Raw genomic sequence first — 17,372 nt, forward strand, 5'->3', positions numbered from 1 at the left:
CTATGGCAAACTATCAATTAGTAGCTACGTCAGCAATGGGCTTAGAAGCTATTGTGGCACAAGAAGTAAAAGCACTTGGCTATGAAACAACCGTTGACAATGGCAAAGTATATTTTGAAGGCGATGAAACGGCGATTGCGCGTACCAATTTATGGCTACGTGTAGCGGATCGTGTAAAGATTGTCGTTGGGCAATTCCCAGCAAAATCGTTTGAACAATTATTTGAAAGTGTGAAGGCACTCCCTTGGGAGAAGTATTTACCAGTGGACGCTGCTTTTCCTGTTTCAGGAAAGTCCGTAAAATCGAAATTATTTAGTGTACCAGATTGTCAAGCCATTACCAAAAAGGCAATCGTTGAGCGAATGAAACAGCATTATAAGCGACTTGGCTTTTTGGATGAATCGGGAGCGACTTACAAAGTTGAGGTTTCAATTTTAAAAGATGTGGCGACACTAACAATTGATACATCTGGTGCTGGCCTACATAAGCGTGGCTATCGTCAGGCACAAGGTGAGGCACCATTAAAAGAAACATTAGCAGCTGCACTTGTACAAATTTCAAAATGGAATCCAAATCGTCCGTTTGTTGACCCATTCTGTGGCTCTGGTACTATTGCATTGGAAGCAGCGATGTTTGGACAAAATATAGCTCCAGGCTATAACCGTGAATTCATTTCTGAGGAATGGCCGTGGATGAAAGCTGCAGTCTGGGATACGGTTCGTGATGAAGCAGATAGTTTAGCGAACTATGATCAGCCGTTAGAAATTATTGGTTCCGATATTGATCACCGCATGGTCAGCATTGCGCAAGAAAACGCAATTGAAGCAGGCTTTGGAGAGTTAATCACGTTTAAGCAAATGCAAGCACGTGATTTTACAACACAGTTAATGGATGGTGTCATGATTGGGAACCCGCCGTACGGAGAGCGTATTGGTGATGTGGAAGTCGTGGAACAGGTGATCCGTGATGTTGGGAAGGTCATGAAAAACTATCCAACTTGGTCTGTTTATATGCTATCCTCCATGAAGAATTTTGAAGAATTATATGGACGCCAAGCGACGAAAAAACGTAAATTATTTAATGGTTTTATTGAAACAAATTATTATCAGTTCTGGGGTCAAAAGTCTAAAAGAGATTAACGAATAGTAACGGAAGATAAGATTTTTTCTTATCTTCCGTTTCGTCGCGTATAATAGCAACAGATAGTTAGAGGGGGAACATTAATTGCGTAAATCTTTACCATTTGCATTATCAAAGGACCGTTCATTTTTCGATTCATTAGGTGACTGGATGGGCGATGTTCTTTATGATGAATTACCAGAAAAGGGCTTTGAATGCCGTGATGAGCAAATCTTTATGGCTTATCAAATAGAACAAGCACTAAAAGAAAAAAATGTTCTCTTTGCGGAGGCAGGGGTGGGAACTGGCAAAACGATCGCTTATTTGCTTCCAGCCATTTCCTATGCACGTTACACAGGGAAACCTGCCTTGATTGCTTGTGCAGATGAAACATTAATCGACCAACTTGTAAAAGAGGGGGGCGATATTTATAAACTCCAAAAAACGTTAGGACTTGATATTGATGTTCGTCTAGCAAAATCGAGAGATCAGTATTTATGCTTAAAACGCTTTGAGGAAGCAGAGAAAGTGGAGTCGGATGAATGGATTGACGATATTTCCTTTTCTATCCCTGATGGTGTTTATGCACAAGGTTCGATGATTGCTGTCCATCCATATGGGGAACGCAGTGATTATCCAACAGTCAGTGATGAGGATTGGCAAAAGGTTAATTACAATTCGATTATGCAATGTTCGGTTTGTGATCTTCGTAATCGCTGTGGGCAAACGTTGCATCGCTCTCATTATCGAAAATCAACCGATCTTGTTATTTGTTCACAAGATTTTCTAATGGAACATTTGGCTACAAAGGAATCTCGTGAGCGTGAAGGTCAGCTAGCATTACTGCCTGAGGTATCAATGATGGTGCTGGATGAAGGACATTTATTGGAGTATGCTGCGCAAAAAGCGATGACCTATAAAGTACAGGCGACGACTATTGTGCAATTACTGGAGCGCTTGATGGTAGATGGTGTACGGGAGCGCACACTGTATGCAATGGAGAAATTACAGGATGATCATGAACTATTTTTTGATCAACTTCGCGATGATATCGTCGCTTCTAATGAAGATCGCAAACGCATAAACAAATCAAAAACATTGCTTACTTACGGGAAGCAGTTAATAGATGATGTAGAAACATTGATGGAAGAATTTGTTTTTGAATCAGAAATGTACATGATTCCTGAATATGAGCTAAATATGGCGGAAGAATATTTAGAACAATATGAGGCTTCGTTGCGTATTTTCATCGCACAGGGAGATGCAGTAGATTGGTTAGAGGAAACAGATGGTGAAGAAACGCTCGTCATTATGCCTCGTTTAATCACAGAAGTTTTAGCAGAAAAATTATTCTCTAAAAAGCTTCCAATCGTCTTTTCTTCTGCCACGCTATCGGTCAATAAAGACTTTTCTTATATTGCCTATAGTTTAGGAATTCGAGATTACCAATCATTTTCTGTGCCATCCCCATTCGACTATGAAGAGGTTATGAAAATCTATTTACATGAGCTTACACAACGAGACAAAACAGCGCGTGTTCAGCAGTTGTTGCGTGATGGCGAGCAAACGTTGATTTTATTTAAATCGAAGCAAGCCATGCTAAACTTCAAGGCAGAATTACCGCTAATGGAGCGAATGTATGTAGCATTTGAGGGAGATCGCGAGCTATCAGCCATTGTTCGAGACTTCCAGCAAGGAACAGTTAAAACATTATGTTCATATCATTTATGGGAAGGGTTAGATTTGCCTGAGGAAGCATTAACGCGTGTGATTATTTATGATTTACCGTTTCCTCCACAGGATCCATTATTTGATGCGAAACGTACATTTGCAGAAAACCCATTTGAGGAAGTGGAATTACCTTTCATGCAATTACGCTTGCAGCAAGGGATGGGGCGCTTAATTCGTACATCGAATGACCATGGTGATATTCACATTTTATTAAATGAAGATGAACAAACACAGCGTGCAGCCTTTGAAAATATAGTAGCAGTTGTACCAGAAATAAAATAGAAAGAAGCGAGTTTACCCCAACGGTAAGCTCGTTTTTTATTATATTGAAATAACATTATGTATGTAGTTAAATTATGGATATTTAAAAAACTGTTGAATATTTCTCTTTTAAGCTATATAGTTCTTTGTAATGCAACGAAATCTTGTGAAAGAATATATTTTTTATATTGAAAATAATTTCACAAAAGGTTTATAATAATGACAAAGATTTTTAAGAATAGTCAAATTGATTGTTGACTATTCCTTGATAGGGGGCTTAAACCTGTCGAACATTCAATCATTGTGTAGAAAATATACAAATCTATCGGCAACTGATATTGACAAGTTAATAGAAATAGAGGCTACGCTAACGTATTATGCTGAGTTGACTGATTGTTACATGTTCATAGATTGCCTGTTGGAGAATTTACCGCATGCAATTGTTGTGGCAGAGGCATTCCCGAAGAAAGAGATTGGTTTATACGAAAAATCAGTTATCGGAAAATTCGTATTTGAAAGTTTTGAACCAGCCGTATTTGCTGCGTTTAAACATAAAGAAAAATCATCCATTTCCAGAGCAATTACGCAAGAAGGCATAACGGTGGAGCAAAATGTCATTCCAATTTTTAATGAGCAACAGCAAGTAATTGCTGTGTTGATTCAGGAAAAAATGGTGAAAATGCAAACGACACCGAAGGATGATTTTCAAAATATGCCCTTTGCATTAATAGAGCATATTGTTGAACCTAATTCTCAACCAATTCCAGTTGTTTCTGATTTACTCGTAGAGTCGATTATTCTCACAAATCACGAAAATAAAGTGATTTATAGTAATCCAGCAGGCTATCATTTTATTTCGGAGCTATCTGGATTAGAAAATTTTGACAATATAGCGTTGGATAAAATCTTACCTTTTTTACAGGAGGTCTATGATAAAGGCGACGATGTCTTTTTCCTAGAAATTACGATTGATCGTAAATCCTTTATTGTGAAGAAGATTCCTATTCGCAGTCATAACGAGAAAGTCACACTACTCATTATTCATGATCTAACAGAGCTTAAGCTGAAAGAAAATGAGCTAATGATGAAAACATTTGCGATACGAGAAATTCACCACCGCGTGAAAAACAATCTTCAGACAGTGACAAGTCTATTACGTTTGCAAATGCGAAATGATCTCTCTGCTTCAAATGCAAGTGCTTTTCAAGAGGCATTAAATCGAATCTATAGTATTTCATCGGTGTATGAGCTGATTTTAGAAAATGAAGATAACGCTGAAGAAAGAGTGGACGTTATCGCATTAGCTAAAAAAATTGGTCATAAAATGATTGGTACGTCTAATACAGCAACTATTCAACTTGCCTTTCATCATGAAAAATTGCAGCTGTTCTGCCATTCAAAAAAGGCAGTCTCTTTAGCACTCATTATTTGTGAGCTACTGCAAAATGCATTAAAGTATGCGTTTATCGGACGTGATGAAGGAGTCATTGATATTCAATTCATTCAGGAAGATTCTACAATTTCGCTTCATATTTCTGACAACGGCGTTGGAATGCAAGAGGTGAAGGCATCTTTTGGTATGGAGATTATCACAAGGCTTGTAGAATATGATTTAGCTGGCTCATTTTCAATTATCCCTAGTAATGAAGGTACACACACTCAAATTCAGTTCCCTGTAAGTGAGGAGGTATTTATCGTAAATGACTAGGAAAGTAATGATTGTCGAAGATGAATCACTGATTGCGATTGATTTGAAGTTTATGTTAGAAGATAACGGCTACGAAGTTGTAGCTCAAGCGAACAATGGGGAAACAGCCATTGAATTAGCCTTTTTACATAAACCACAGTTAATCTTAATGGACATTAAAATGCCTAAACTTGACGGTTTAAAGGCAAGTAAAATTATTGAACAACAGCTTGGTATACCCGTTCTTTTCATCTCGGCCTATAGTGAAAAAGAATTGTTGCTATACATGAAGCAGGATAATATATTAGGATATGTAATGAAACCGTTTTCTGAAAAAAATGTGTTGCCTGTGCTAGAGGTTGCTTTTCATCAAATTGATAAATTCAACCGTCTCAATGGGGAGATCTTACATAAGCAAACACAATTAGATAAGCGAAAAGTCATTGAACGAGCAAAGGGCTTGCTGATGCAGGCTGAAAATATAAGCGAGGACGAGGCTTACCGTAAGATTCGTAATGAAAGCATGCAAACACAACAGGAAATGGTGCATATTGCCCAACAAATTATTAACAACCTACAAGTCAATAGTTGAAGCAAAGGCGCTTTAAAGAGATTTCTTCTTTAAAGTGCCTTTTTTTATATAAATTTATAAATAAAAAAGGGGTGATGAGTAAGATGGCAATGATAGGAACGATTATCGTTTATATTATTATGATTTGTGCCGTTTTAGGGGCAATCGGAGCTATCCGAGATGCTGAGTATGGGATTGGGAAAGAATTTATGAATGGGATCCATACAGTTGGTCATATTTTTGTCCCAGCAGCAGGGATCATGGCAGCTATACCTTACTTAACATGGTTTATTAGTCATTTTATTAGTCCGATTTTTGAGTTAATTGGTGCAGATCCTGCAATTGCAGCGACGACGATTTTAGCATCGGACATGGGTGGTTACCAATTAGCCAATGCATTAAAGGAGTCTTATGAGGGATGGGTAATGGCTCTTGTTGTTGGTTTTATGTCAGGTGCTACTATCGTATTCTCGATTCCAATGGGCCTTGCGATGTTGGATAAACGTGATCATAAATACATGGCGCTAGGGATTATGGCTGGCGTTTTAACAATTCCGATTGGTGCATTTATTTCTTCTATCATGATTGTGCTATTCAACACAGAAGTACGTGAAGTCATTAGTACAACAGAGGCTCCTACATATGTATTTGCCATTTCTGTTTTACAAATATTAATTAACTTACTACCTTTATTCATTTTCGTTATCTTAATCGCACTAGGCTTAAAGCTTATTCCAAACGGCATGATTACTGGCTTCATGGTATTCGGTCGTGTAATGGATGCCGGAATTAAACTGGTGTTAGTGTTCTCTATTGTTGAGATTTTTACAGGTATTTTTACAAAGATTTTTGGCGCGTGGGGCTTCGATCCAATCATGGCTGATGAAATCGATCAGTTCCGAGCATTAGAAACAGCCGGTTATATCGGGATTATGCTAGCGGGTGCCTTCCCAATGGTGTATCTAATTCGAAAATATGCTTCCAAGCCACTTGAAGCAGGTGGTAAAAAATTAGGCTTATCCTCTGTAGGAAGTGCGGGGTTATTAGCAACGATTGCTAATATTTTGGCGATGTTCACACTAGTTCGCCATATGCCACCAAAGGATAAAGTTATTAACATTGCATTTGGTGTATGTTCGGCATTCTTATTAGGTGATCACTTATCCTTCACGGCGAACTTCCAGCCAACGATTATCCTGCCTGTTATCGCTGGAAAGTTTTTAGCGGGTGTGATTGCGATTATTTTAGCCTATAAGCTTTCAGTACCAACTGCATTAAGGCTAGAAATTGAGGATCGCAAGGCTGGCATTATTAAAGAAGGCGAGTATTTAACAGATCAAAATCATAATCAATGAAAAAGTGAGGTGATGACGTGTGAGTGAAGAGAAAAAACGATTTATTCAGGAGTTTGTGCCGGGTAAACAGCTAACATTGAGTCACCTTATTGCCAATCCTGATCCAGAAATGTTTCAAAAGCTAGGTATCCAAGAAGCAGGTGCCCTTGGCATTATGACTTGTACGCCAAGTGAAACGGTAATTATTGCAGGAGACTTAGCGACCAAGGCTGCCAATGTCAAACTAGGATTTTTAGATCGTTTTACAGGTAGTCTCGTTATTGTTGGTAGTGTGTCAGAGGTAGAAATGGCGATGTTAGAAATCAATCGTTTTTTATCCGAGGTATTAGGCTATACACCATCAAAAATAACAAAATCATAGGATGTGTCATATGAAAAATCGAGTAATGATAATAGGCGGTGTGCAAGCAGGAAAGTCAACATTGATGAATACATTGTTGGGCAAAGAAAGCAGTGCCAACAAAACACAAGCACTCGTTTATGATGACTGGATTGTTGATACACCAGGTGAATATGTTGAAAATCCAATGTATTACAGAAATATTATGGCAACATCTTTGGAAGTAACTCATGTGATTTACTTGCAGGATGCCACATCAGCAAGGAGTGTATTCCCTCCGCAATTCAGCTTAGGGATTCCCAAAATACAAATAGGGGTTATTACCAAGATCGATGCCCCAGATGCAGATGTAGAAAGGGCTACTGCCTTATTAAAAAATGTTATGACGCAGGGCCCTATCGTGAAAACCTCTTCATGGCAAAAGCTTGGCATTGAATTGATTGAACCATTGATTCAACTCAAGACAAATGAAGAAATTCGACAATTTGTTAAGGAAAGCGATAGTCCGTATCTCATGTATTGCTCACAGTAGCGAGAGGGAGGTGTAGGGTGAAAACTGAAAAAATATTTAGTGCAGGCATTGATATTGGGACAAGTACCACAAAAATGGTTGTCAGTAGTTTTCTGTTAAAGAATGTGGCTGGCGTAACACATGTGCCAAGGATTGAAATTATTGAGAAAACGGTGTTGCATCAAAGTCCAATTATCAGAACCCCTTTTATCAATAAAGACATCATTGATATGAAAAAAATAGAGGAATTTATTTCTCAACAGTATCAATTGGCACAAATTGCTCCATCTGACATTGCAACAGGGGCCATTATCATAACAGGTGAATCAGCTACGAAGGAAAATGCAAGTGAGGTTGTCCATACCATTGCAGATGGCGCAGGTCATTTTTTAGTTGCTACCGCAGGTCCTGATTTAGAGGGCATCATTGCTGCCAAAGGGGCAGGTACTTTACAGCAATCAAAGAATTCATCCAAAGTCATCGCCAATATCGACATTGGTGGAGGGACAGCGAATATTGCTGTTATGCAATTTGGAGAGGTCATTGGTACATGTACCTTACATGTTGGTGGTAGATTGATTGAGTTTAAGGATGGCAAGATTCAATCAATTTCTCCGCCACTCATGCGATTGATGGAACGATGGGCTAATCCGTTAGCGGTCGGTGATGCGGCCGAAGATATTCGAGTGACACATTGTATTGAAGAAATGGTGCAAACACTTGCCATGATTCTTCATGGACAATGCAGAGATGAGAAGCATCCGTTATTACTAGGGCATTTACCAAACTGGCATAAACCTGTGGATGCTATCGTTTTTACGGGTGGTGTGGCCTCTTGTATTTATGAAAATGATTGTACACAACGTCAATATGATGATATTGGTGAAAAATTAGCGAAAATGCTACAACAGCATGAACAGCTACAATCATTTTTATGGTTACGACCAGAGGAAACAGCACGTGCAACAGTGACTGGTGCTGGTACACAAACCACTGAAATCAGTGGGGCAACCATTCAGGTGGATGCACAAGTGTTACCACTAAAGAATGTACCTGTCTTCAATTGTCATCTAGATTCTTCAACAGACTTTAACTCGACGGTGAGGACAGCAGTAGAGAGAGCAAATGATTTATTTTCTATACAGGACAATCGTTCACCATTTGCACTCTATTTTAGTGAATTGCCATATTTAAGCTTTCAGGATGTACATGCATTGTGTCAGGCCATTTTGCTACATTTGGCAACAAGATGCTCTAAAGACATACCAATTATCATAGTCATTCAATCAGATTATGCAAAGATTATTGGACAGACCATACAAGCCATAAATGCGACAGTACCAATTATTTGCATCGATCAAATTAAAGTGGAAACGGGCGATTACATCGACATTGGAGAGGTTCTGCCATCTGGCGTTGTTCCTGTTGTGGTGAAGACCCTTGCCTTCCATTCAAAGTAAGGAGGATGAATGTGAACTTATCGGTGATATTTGGTGGAGAAAAATATAATTTTAAATCATTAAAAGATGTTATGGCTAAGGCCAATGAAGAAAAATCAGGTGATCAGCTAGCAGGTATTGCCGCTGAGACGGTTCAACAACGAATCGCAGCAAAGGCTGTATTAAGTGAGCTTTTAGTTAAAGATATCCGCGAAAATCCATTAGTGCCACAAGAAAATGATGAGGTTTCACGCATTATTGAGGGCGATATTAATGAGCAAATATATGGAGAAATCAAAAACTGGAGCATCGAGCAGCTGCGTGAATACATTCTATCAAATGACACGGGTGATCGTGAATTAAAGCGTTTAAGTAAAGGGATGAATTCCGAGATTATTGCCGCTGTTACAAAGCTAATGTCCAATTTAGATCTTGTACATGCAGCCAATAAAGTTGAAATACTTTCAACGTGTAATATTACGATTGGTCAAAAAGGGACGCTGTCATCTCGTCTACAGCCAAATCATCCGACAGATAATATTGATGGCATCATCGCTTCTCTAAAAGAAGGACTGTCCTATGGTATTGGGGATGCTGTTATCGGCATTAATCCTGTAGATGATTCAGTTGAAAGTGTCAAAAAAGTACTTACGGCTACAAAGGAATTCATCAATGATTGGTCGATTCCTACGCAAAACTGTGTATTAGCACATATTACAACACAGATGAAGGCGATTAAACAAGGCGCCCCAGCAGATATGATTTTCCAAAGTATCGCAGGGACAGAAATTGCTAACCGTTCGTTCGGTATTTCTGCTGATTTAATAAGAGAAGCAGAGGAGCTCATTAAAAAGCAAGGAACAGGTACTGGTCCAAATTTATTCTACTTTGAAACAGGTCAAGGGTCAGAGCTATCGGCAGAGGCACATATGGGCATTGACCAAGTAACTCTGGAATCACGCAATTATGGATTTGCAAGACATTTTAATCCTTATATTGTGAACACAGTAGTTGGCTTTATTGGCCCAGAGTATTTATACAACAATAAACAAGTAATTCGAGCAGGTCTGGAGGATCACTTCATGGGCAAGATGCATGGTATTCCTATGGGGGTAGATATTTGCTATACCAACCATATTAAAGCAGACCAAAATGATGTGGAAGATTTAAGTGTATTGCTAACAGCTGCTGGCGTTAACTTTATTATTGCTGCGCCAATGGGTGATGATGTGATGCTCAACTATCAATCGATGAGCTTCCATGATGTGGCTACATTACTCCAAACATTTGGTAAAAAACCAGCACCAGAGTATTTAGCCTGGTTAGAGAAAATGGGCATTTATGAAAATGGTCGACTGTCAGCAAGAGCTGGCGATTTATCCATTTTTGAAAGGTAGGTGAGTCAAGTGAATGATCAATTAGTTTCTATGATTACACAGCTTGTCATGGAGAAGATGGAGAAAAGTACAGGTAGCCAAACACCTGAAATAGCAGCTACTCCAACAGAACAACCACTTATTAAATTTTATGATACAGTAGAAAATCGTTCTTCAGAAACAATAGAAGCTATCGCAACATCACAGGAGCCATTAATTCAGCTGTATCAGCATGGAGCTCCACAGCGAGTAACAACGGTTACTTCTGCTACTTTCGACCAATCAGTAAATGACGCTGTGCCGATCAAGCCCTTTCAGTTTGAAGCAGGATCCTTAAGTGAAAGTGTGCAGGCTGCTAAGAAACATACACCTGCTCGTATTGGTGTAGGGAGAGCGGGGACAAGACCGAAAACGAAAACCTGGTTAAAATTCCGACTCGATCATGCTGCTGCAGTAGATGCTGTATATGGCGAAGTGACAGAAGAACTTTTACAAAAGCTTGATGTCTTTCAGGTCACAACGAAGGTCACAGATAAAGAGGAATACATTACAAGACCTGACTTAGGGCGTCGTTTATCAGAAGAATCAAAGGCATTGATTCAGCAAAAATGTAAACCACACCCAAAGGTACAGATTATTATCTCGAATGGCTTGAGCGCAAGTGCGATTGAGGAGAATGTTCAAGATGTTTACTTAGCCCTTCAGCAAAGTCTTAGCAATTTAAATATTGACATCGGTACTACGTTCTATATCGATAAAGGACGTGTTGCCTTAATGGATGAGATTGGTGAGCTGCTACAGGCAGAGGTCATTGTTTATCTAATTGGTGAGCGGCCAGGGCTCGTATCGGCAGAATCGATGAGTGCATATTTATGCTACAAGCCAAGAATTGGGACAGTGGAAGCGGAACGCATGGTAATTTCAAATATCCATAAGGGTGGTATCCCACCATTAGAAGCGGGAGCTTATCTTGGCACAGTCGTAGAAAAAATTCTGCATTATCAGGCAAGTGGCGTAGAGCTTGTCGCAAAAGAAGGTTAGGAGGCTGAAATATGTATCCTCAAAAAATTATGGCTCAAATCTTGGCGATGCAAACCATTCCAAGAGTCAATAGTGAACTAGCAGAGCAGTTAGATTTAAAGCCACATCATCATAGCATTGGACTTGTCACTCTGACAATCGACGATGTGGGCTATGTAGCCTTAGATGAGGCGACGAAAAAGGCAGATGTCGATGTTGTCTATGCAAAAAGCTTTTATGCGGGAGCGGCACATTCGTCTGGTCCATTGTCAGGTGAAGTGATTGGCATTATTGCTGGAAGCTCACCTGATGAAATTCGTAGTGGTCTTGATGCCATTCAACAAAAAATTGAATTTGATACGTATTTTGAAGCCATTAATAATAATGACAATCATGCCTTGTTTGCCCATACCGTAGCAAGCTGTGGGACGTATCTTGCTGAGCTTGCAGATGTAAAGGTTGGCACCCCACTTGCTTATTTAATCGCACCGCCGCTTGAAGCAGTTGTAGGATTAGATGCAGCATTAAAGGCTGCAGATGTTGAGCTAAAGGTTTTCTTTGGTCCTCCATCTGAAACCAATTTTGGGGGCGGCTTATTAACTGGCAGTCAATCTTCATGCGAGGCTGCGGCACATGCATTCAGAGAAGCTATTGAAAATATAGCTAGAAACCCAGTGATCTAGAAGGGAGGCGGCTTTATGGCCACATTAGACAAAGACTTATTAGCGATTCAGGAAATGAGAGATGCCGTTAAACATGCTAATACAGCACAGGCTGCCTATATGCAATTTTCTCAGCAACAAGTAGACAACATTGTAAAGGCTGTCGCGGATGCTGCCTTTAAGGAAGCAGAGCGTTTAGCAAAAATGGCTGTGCAAGAAACAGGAATGGGTATTCCTAACCATAAAAAGATGAAAAATGAAGTTGCTTCACGAGATGTCTATGAAGATATTAAAGAATTAAAAACAGTTGGTATTGTGGGCTATGATCGGATGAAAAAAGTAGCCGAAATTGCAAGTCCTTTCGGTGTCATTGCTGGTATCGTACCAACAACAAATCCAACCTCTACAGCGATCTTTAAGACACTTATTTCTTTAAAAACGAGAAATGGTTTAGTACTTAGTCCACACCCATATGCAGTGAAATGTACAAAAGAGGCTTTAGATATTTGTCGAGTAGCTGCTGAGAAAGCAGGTGCGCCAGAAGGATTACTACAATGTTTAACAATGTCCTCCATGGAAGCAACACAGCAGCTAATGAAGCATCCAAACATCCATTTAATTTTAGCTACGGGTGGTGGTGCATTAGTCAAGGCAGCCTATAGCTCTGGCAAACCTGCCTATGGGGTTGGCCCAGGAAATGTCCCAGCTTACATTGAAAAATCAGCTAATATTCAAAAGTCTGTACGCCAATTGGTGCAAAGTAAATCGTTCGATAATGGCACAATCTGTGCAACAGAGCAAGCTATTATTGTGGATAAGGTGATTGCAGAGCAAGTGCAAACAGAATTAAAGAAAAATGGTGCTTATCTATTAAATGCCGAAGAAAAAGCTAAAATGGAAAAATTGATCTCGCCAGTTCCTGGGAAAGTAAATCCTCAGATTGTCGGTAAATCAGCTACTTGCCTAGCAGATTCTGTTGGTATCACGGTACCAGACGATACAAAAGTTCTTGTGGGCTTCGAAACAATGATTGGTAAAAATATTCCGTTTTCTCTTGAAAAACTATCACCGATCTTTGCGCTTTATGTTGTTGAAAACAGTACAGAAGCCAAGCAGGTGATGATTGACCTGCTAAATATTGGAGGACGCGGACATACATGCTCCATTCACACTGAAAATGCAGCATTAGCAGAGCAATTTTCTGTCGAATTACCAGTATCACGAATTGTGGTTAATACATTATCCTCAATTGGTGCAGTAGGTGGCACAACAGGCTTGGCGCCATCCTTTACATTAGGCTGTGGGACATTTGGCGGCAATATTACGTCAGATAACATTACAGCAAGACATTTATTAAATATCAAACGTATGGCGTATGGCATTAAAGATGTCGAAGTGCCAAAACCAGAATTCGAAGTACAGTCCGTTGTTGAATCGGTAGTTTCACAAGAACCTACTCTTGATACAACGATGGTTCAACAAATTGTCGATCAAGTATTAAAACAAATCACATTACAAAAAAAATAAATTATTTGGAGGAATGACAAATGAGTACAGCATTAGGAATGGTAGAAACAAAAGGTTTAGTAGGGGCAATTGAAGCAGCAGACGCAATGGTAAAGGCAGCAAGCGTTAATTTAGTAGGCAAAGTACATGTAGGTGGCGGGATTGTAACAGTTCTTGTACGTGGTGATGTAGGTGCAGTAAAAGCAGCAACAGATGCAGGGGCAGCAGCAGCACAACGTGTAGGAGAGCTATTATCTGTCCATGTAATTCCACGTCCACACCACGAATTAGAAATGATTTTACCAAAAGCTGAAGCATAATTTCATGTTCTTTCAAACGCTATAGATGGAAAAATAACTACCATTTATAGAGGAGAGCTGGATCTAACTTTAGAACAGCTCTCACCTTGTCCAGATAAAATCATCAACAAAATAAAGAGGTGGCTAACATGACAACAGCAACAAAAACTTTTCCAGTGGCCATTTCGGCTCGTCATATCCATCTAAGTGAAGCGGATTTACAAGCACTTTTTGGTCCAAATGCAGCCCTAACGAAAGATTTCGACTTATCACAGCCAGGGCAATTTGCTGCAAAAGAGCGCGTCTCTATTGAGGGACCTAAAGGCGTTATTCATAATGTCCGTGTCCTTGGACCTGTAAGACCAGCAACCCAAGTAGAGGTAAGCCGCACTGATGCCATGAAGCTAGGAGTGACACCACCTTTACGTCAATCAGGTGATATTGACAATTCTGCGGGTATTAAAATACTTTCTCAAGACAAAGAAATAGAGATCCAGCAGGGAGTCATCATTGCGCAAGCGCATATTCATATGACTGAGGAAGATGCCAAAGCATTGGAAGTACGCAATAATGAATTAGTTTCAGTAGAAGTTGTAAGTGATCGACCTGTCACTTTCCGAGGTGTCGTTGTACGTGTTTCCAATGATTTTAGTCTGGAAATGCACATTGATACGGATGAAGCAAATGCTGGTTTTATCGAACAGCAGGCACAGGGTAAATTAATAAAAGTATCATCGTAAGGAGGAGGCAAGATGCAAGAAAATTTAGTGCAAAAAATTGTGGAAGAAGTTCTGCAACAAGTCTTAAAAAATCAATCTTCCCCTCCACATGACGGTAAAATACCGATTGGTGTATCTGCCCGTCATGTCCATCTTGCACAAGCAGAAGTGGAACAGCTCTTTGGTGAAAATTATCAGCTCACACCGAAATTCGAGCTTTCACAGCCAGGGCAATTTGCTGCGGAGGAAACTGTAGTAATTGCAGGTCCAAAAGGGTCAATTGAGCGCGTGCGTATTCTTGGTCCCGCTCGTTCCTTATCGCAAGTGGAAGTAAGCTGGACAGATGCTATGAAATTAGGTCTGAAGCCACCATTAAGAATTTCTGGTGATATTCAAGGTTCCAGTCCTGTTACATTAATTGGTCCAAAGGGAAGTGTTGTGTTAAATGAAGGCCTCATTATTGCACAGGCACATATTCATATGTCCCCAGCGGATAGTGCGAGATTCCAAGTCGTAGATGGGCAATCTGTCCAAATTAAGGTAGAAGGTATTCGCCCAATTATTTTATCGAATGTGGTTATCCGTGTTTCAGAGCGCTATCGCTTAGAAATGCATATTGATACAGATGAAGCAAATGCAGGGTTAATTCAGCAAGGAACGCTTGCAGAAATCGTGCATCATCAAGTAAGTGAACCTATGATCACTGTGAAAGAGCAGTCGCCAGTCGTACAGAAAGTAGAGCAACCATCCGTCTATCATTATGACAAAAAGCTACTTTCACAAATAGAAGTGCTCGATATCGATGCACAAGAAATTGTCGTTCCAAAGAAAACCATTGTGACAGCATTGGCTTATGATAAGCTGCGAGAGTTAAATAAAACATTAACGATTCGTTCAGAGTAGTTAGACAATGTGTGTCGCATAAAGAGGGTGAAGTTCATGCAAATGGGAAGAGTGATAGGCAGTGTATGGGCAACACGCAAGGAGGAGGGGCTGAATGGTTTAAAGCTACTAATCATTCAACCTATTGATTCCAATCAACAGCCGATTCGCACAGAAATGGTTGCAGCTGATCGTATAGGAGCGGGTATTGGTGATGATGTCCTGATTACAAGTGGTGGGTCATCTCGCTATATTATGAAAGATAATCCGTTACCGATTGATGCAGTTGTCATTGGTATTATTGATTCTACAGAAGTAATGAGAGGTGAGGACAATGAGTAGCGCAATTGGAATGATCGAAACAAAAGGATTAGTTGGTTCTTATGAAGCTGCTGATGCGATGATTAAAGCGTCAGATGTCACAATCGTCAAACAAGAATTTGTGGATGGTGGCATCGTGACGATTGTCGTGAAGGGTGACGTAGGTTCTGTACAAGCTGCAGTAGAGGCTGGAAAAGCAGCAGCTATGCGTGTTGGTGAATTATTAGGCGCTCACGTCATTCCGAGACCTGATGAAGATGTCTTTAATATGATTAAAGGACCAGAGGCACCAAAGAAAAAGGCAGTCTCTGCACCAACAGCAACTCGTGCTAAAAAAACAACAGAAACAACATCGGCGACAGATAATCGAGGTGAGGTATAATGGCATTTCGTAAAAATAAAATCGCTGTTATTGGAGCAGGACATACTGGTTCTACACTGAGTTTATTTTTAGCACAGAAAGAATTAGGCGATGTAGTGCTTGTTGATATTCCAGAAGCTGAGAACCCGACAAAAGGAAAAGCTTTGGATTTGCTACAAACAGGTCCCATCGAAAAATTCAATGTGTCCATTAAAGGCACGAGTCAATATGAAGATATCGCTGGCGCGGATATTGTTGTCATTACAGCAGGTATTCCACGTAAACCAGGGATGAGTCGTGATGACTTAGTCACAACAAATGCTAAAATCATTCAACAGGTTTCAAGACAAATTAAACACTATGCTCCAAATAGTATTGTTGTTGTTTTGAGTAATCCTGTTGATGCCATGACGTATGTATGTCATAAGGAAACAGGATTTGCCAAAAATCGTATCATTGGTCAATCTGGTGTGTTAGATACAGCTCGCTTCAACACGTTTGTGGCGCAGGAGCTTCACATTGCACCAGAGGATGTATCAGGCTTCGTCCTAGGAGGACATGGCGATGAAATGGTACCATTAATCCGTTATTCCTATGCAGGCGGTATTCCATTAGAGAAACTAATTCCTCAGGAACGACTACAGCAAATCGTGGAGCGTACGCGTAAAGGCGGTGGTGAAATTGTTGGCTTACTAGGTAATGGTAGTGCCTACTATGCACCGGCCGCAGCGTGTGCCCAAATGGTTGAAATTATTATCAAAGATCAACGAAAAATTATCCCTTCTATTGCCCTATTAGAAGGAGAATATGGGTACCATGATCTCTTTTTAGGGGTACCAACTATTTTAGGTGGCAATGGCATCGAATCTGTCATCGAATTGCACCTAACAAATGAAGAACAAGCAGCCCTTCAGCACTCTGCAGAGGCTGTGAAACAGGTAATTGCTATTTGCCAAAACATTGAATAGAGTAAACAGACTCTATTTTTCAATGGATCGAAAGGATCCCCAACTTTCTTTCCAATAAAACTTCATGATAGCTCAAAAAATGTTTGATTGGAAACCGAACATGACTTGAAGGCTAGTATAAATCCCCAATTATATAGAAAGCTCTTCACTATTTATGAGAGCAGAAACTGTAGCAGACTTTAAAGTTTGCTGCAGTTTTTTCATTCACAACTTATATCATAAAAATCATAATCGCTTCTACTAT

Annotated in this window: 18 protein-coding genes; all 18 read left to right on the top strand. The window is 39.9% G+C overall.

Annotated elements, in window-relative coordinates; translation table 11 throughout:
- Positions 1–2: 2 nt before the first annotated feature.
- The 18 genes from LCP48_RS08055 (at position 3) to mdh (ending at position 17,128) form a co-directional block, all read left to right on the top strand.
- Positions 3–1,139, top strand: a complete 1,137-nt coding sequence (locus LCP48_RS08055; protein WP_004269309.1) for a THUMP domain-containing class I SAM-dependent RNA methyltransferase — start codon at positions 3–5, stop codon at positions 1,137–1,139.
- An 85-nt stretch (positions 1,140–1,224) separates the two neighbouring features.
- Positions 1,225–3,132 carry an ATP-dependent DNA helicase gene (locus tag LCP48_RS08060; RefSeq protein ID WP_004269310.1) on the top strand — a complete coding sequence of 636 codons (1,908 nt, stop codon included), beginning with the start codon at positions 1,225–1,227 and terminating at the stop codon, positions 3,130–3,132.
- 226 nt (positions 3,133–3,358) lie between these two features.
- Entirely contained in the window at positions 3,359–4,819 is a 1,461-nt protein-coding gene (locus LCP48_RS08065) for a sensor histidine kinase (protein ID WP_050779449.1), read from the top strand.
- Complete coding sequence (locus LCP48_RS08070) at positions 4,812–5,390, top strand: ANTAR domain-containing response regulator (RefSeq protein WP_004269312.1); 579 nt, start codon at positions 4,812–4,814, stop codon at positions 5,388–5,390. Before LCP48_RS08065 ends, LCP48_RS08070 begins: the two co-directional genes overlap by 8 nt.
- 83 nt (positions 5,391–5,473) lie before the next feature.
- Positions 5,474–6,724 carry an ethanolamine utilization protein EutH gene (gene eutH, locus LCP48_RS08075; protein WP_004269313.1) on the top strand — a complete coding sequence of 417 codons (1,251 nt, stop codon included), beginning with the start codon at positions 5,474–5,476 and terminating at the stop codon, positions 6,722–6,724.
- A 19-nt stretch (positions 6,725–6,743) separates the two neighbouring features.
- The gene (gene eutS / locus LCP48_RS08080; RefSeq protein ID WP_004269314.1) at positions 6,744–7,085 is read left to right on the top strand and encodes an ethanolamine utilization microcompartment protein EutS; all 342 of its coding nucleotides are present in this window, start codon (positions 6,744–6,746) and stop codon (positions 7,083–7,085) included.
- A 10-nt stretch (positions 7,086–7,095) separates the two neighbouring features.
- A complete protein-coding gene (locus LCP48_RS08085; protein WP_004269315.1) occupies positions 7,096–7,596 on the top strand; it encodes a EutP/PduV family microcompartment system protein in 501 nt (166 codons plus the stop codon).
- Positions 7,597–7,613: 17 nt separating this feature from the next.
- Positions 7,614–9,035, top strand: a complete 1,422-nt coding sequence (locus LCP48_RS08090; protein ID WP_225340845.1) for an ethanolamine ammonia-lyase reactivating factor EutA — start codon at positions 7,614–7,616, stop codon at positions 9,033–9,035.
- 5 nt (positions 9,036–9,040) lie between these two features.
- On the top strand, positions 9,041–10,411 hold the full coding sequence (locus tag LCP48_RS08095; RefSeq protein WP_008176446.1) for an ethanolamine ammonia-lyase subunit EutB: 1,371 nt from the start codon (positions 9,041–9,043) through the stop codon (positions 10,409–10,411).
- Positions 10,412–10,420: 9 nt separating this feature from the next.
- Positions 10,421–11,431, top strand: a complete 1,011-nt coding sequence (gene eutC / locus LCP48_RS08100; protein WP_004269318.1) for an ethanolamine ammonia-lyase subunit EutC — start codon at positions 10,421–10,423, stop codon at positions 11,429–11,431.
- A gap of 11 nt (positions 11,432–11,442) precedes the next feature.
- Positions 11,443–12,093 carry an ethanolamine utilization microcompartment protein EutL gene (eutL, locus tag LCP48_RS08105; RefSeq protein ID WP_004269319.1) on the top strand — a complete coding sequence of 217 codons (651 nt, stop codon included), beginning with the start codon at positions 11,443–11,445 and terminating at the stop codon, positions 12,091–12,093.
- A 15-nt stretch (positions 12,094–12,108) separates the two neighbouring features.
- Positions 12,109–13,599 carry an aldehyde dehydrogenase family protein gene (locus LCP48_RS08110; protein WP_202341743.1) on the top strand — a complete coding sequence of 497 codons (1,491 nt, stop codon included), beginning with the start codon at positions 12,109–12,111 and terminating at the stop codon, positions 13,597–13,599.
- A gap of 20 nt (positions 13,600–13,619) precedes the next feature.
- Positions 13,620–13,898: a BMC domain-containing protein gene (locus LCP48_RS08115; protein ID WP_004269321.1), complete on the top strand. Its 279-nt coding sequence runs from the start codon at positions 13,620–13,622 to the stop codon at positions 13,896–13,898.
- A gap of 128 nt (positions 13,899–14,026) precedes the next feature.
- Positions 14,027–14,617, top strand: coding sequence for a phosphate propanoyltransferase (locus tag LCP48_RS08120; protein ID WP_004269322.1), 591 nt, complete (start codon positions 14,027–14,029; stop codon positions 14,615–14,617).
- A gap of 12 nt (positions 14,618–14,629) precedes the next feature.
- Positions 14,630–15,499 (top strand): phosphate propanoyltransferase, encoded by an 870-nt coding sequence (locus tag LCP48_RS08125; protein WP_009370493.1) that lies wholly within the window; start codon positions 14,630–14,632, stop codon positions 15,497–15,499.
- Between the two features lie 36 nt (positions 15,500–15,535).
- Positions 15,536–15,820 (top strand): EutN/CcmL family microcompartment protein, encoded by a 285-nt coding sequence (locus LCP48_RS08130; protein ID WP_004269324.1) that lies wholly within the window; start codon positions 15,536–15,538, stop codon positions 15,818–15,820.
- Positions 15,813–16,181, top strand: a complete 369-nt coding sequence (locus LCP48_RS08135) for a BMC domain-containing protein (RefSeq protein WP_004269325.1) — start codon at positions 15,813–15,815, stop codon at positions 16,179–16,181. Before LCP48_RS08130 ends, LCP48_RS08135 begins: the two co-directional genes overlap by 8 nt.
- Complete coding sequence (gene mdh, locus LCP48_RS08140; protein ID WP_004269326.1) at positions 16,181–17,128, top strand: malate dehydrogenase; 948 nt, start codon at positions 16,181–16,183, stop codon at positions 17,126–17,128. The genes LCP48_RS08135 and mdh overlap by 1 nt, the downstream gene beginning before the upstream one ends.
- Positions 17,129–17,372: the final 244 nt, after the last annotated feature.

Source organism: Lysinibacillus capsici (assembly GCF_020217405.1).
In the GTDB taxonomy this organism is placed as follows: domain Bacteria; phylum Bacillota; class Bacilli; order Bacillales_A; family Planococcaceae; genus Lysinibacillus; species Lysinibacillus capsici.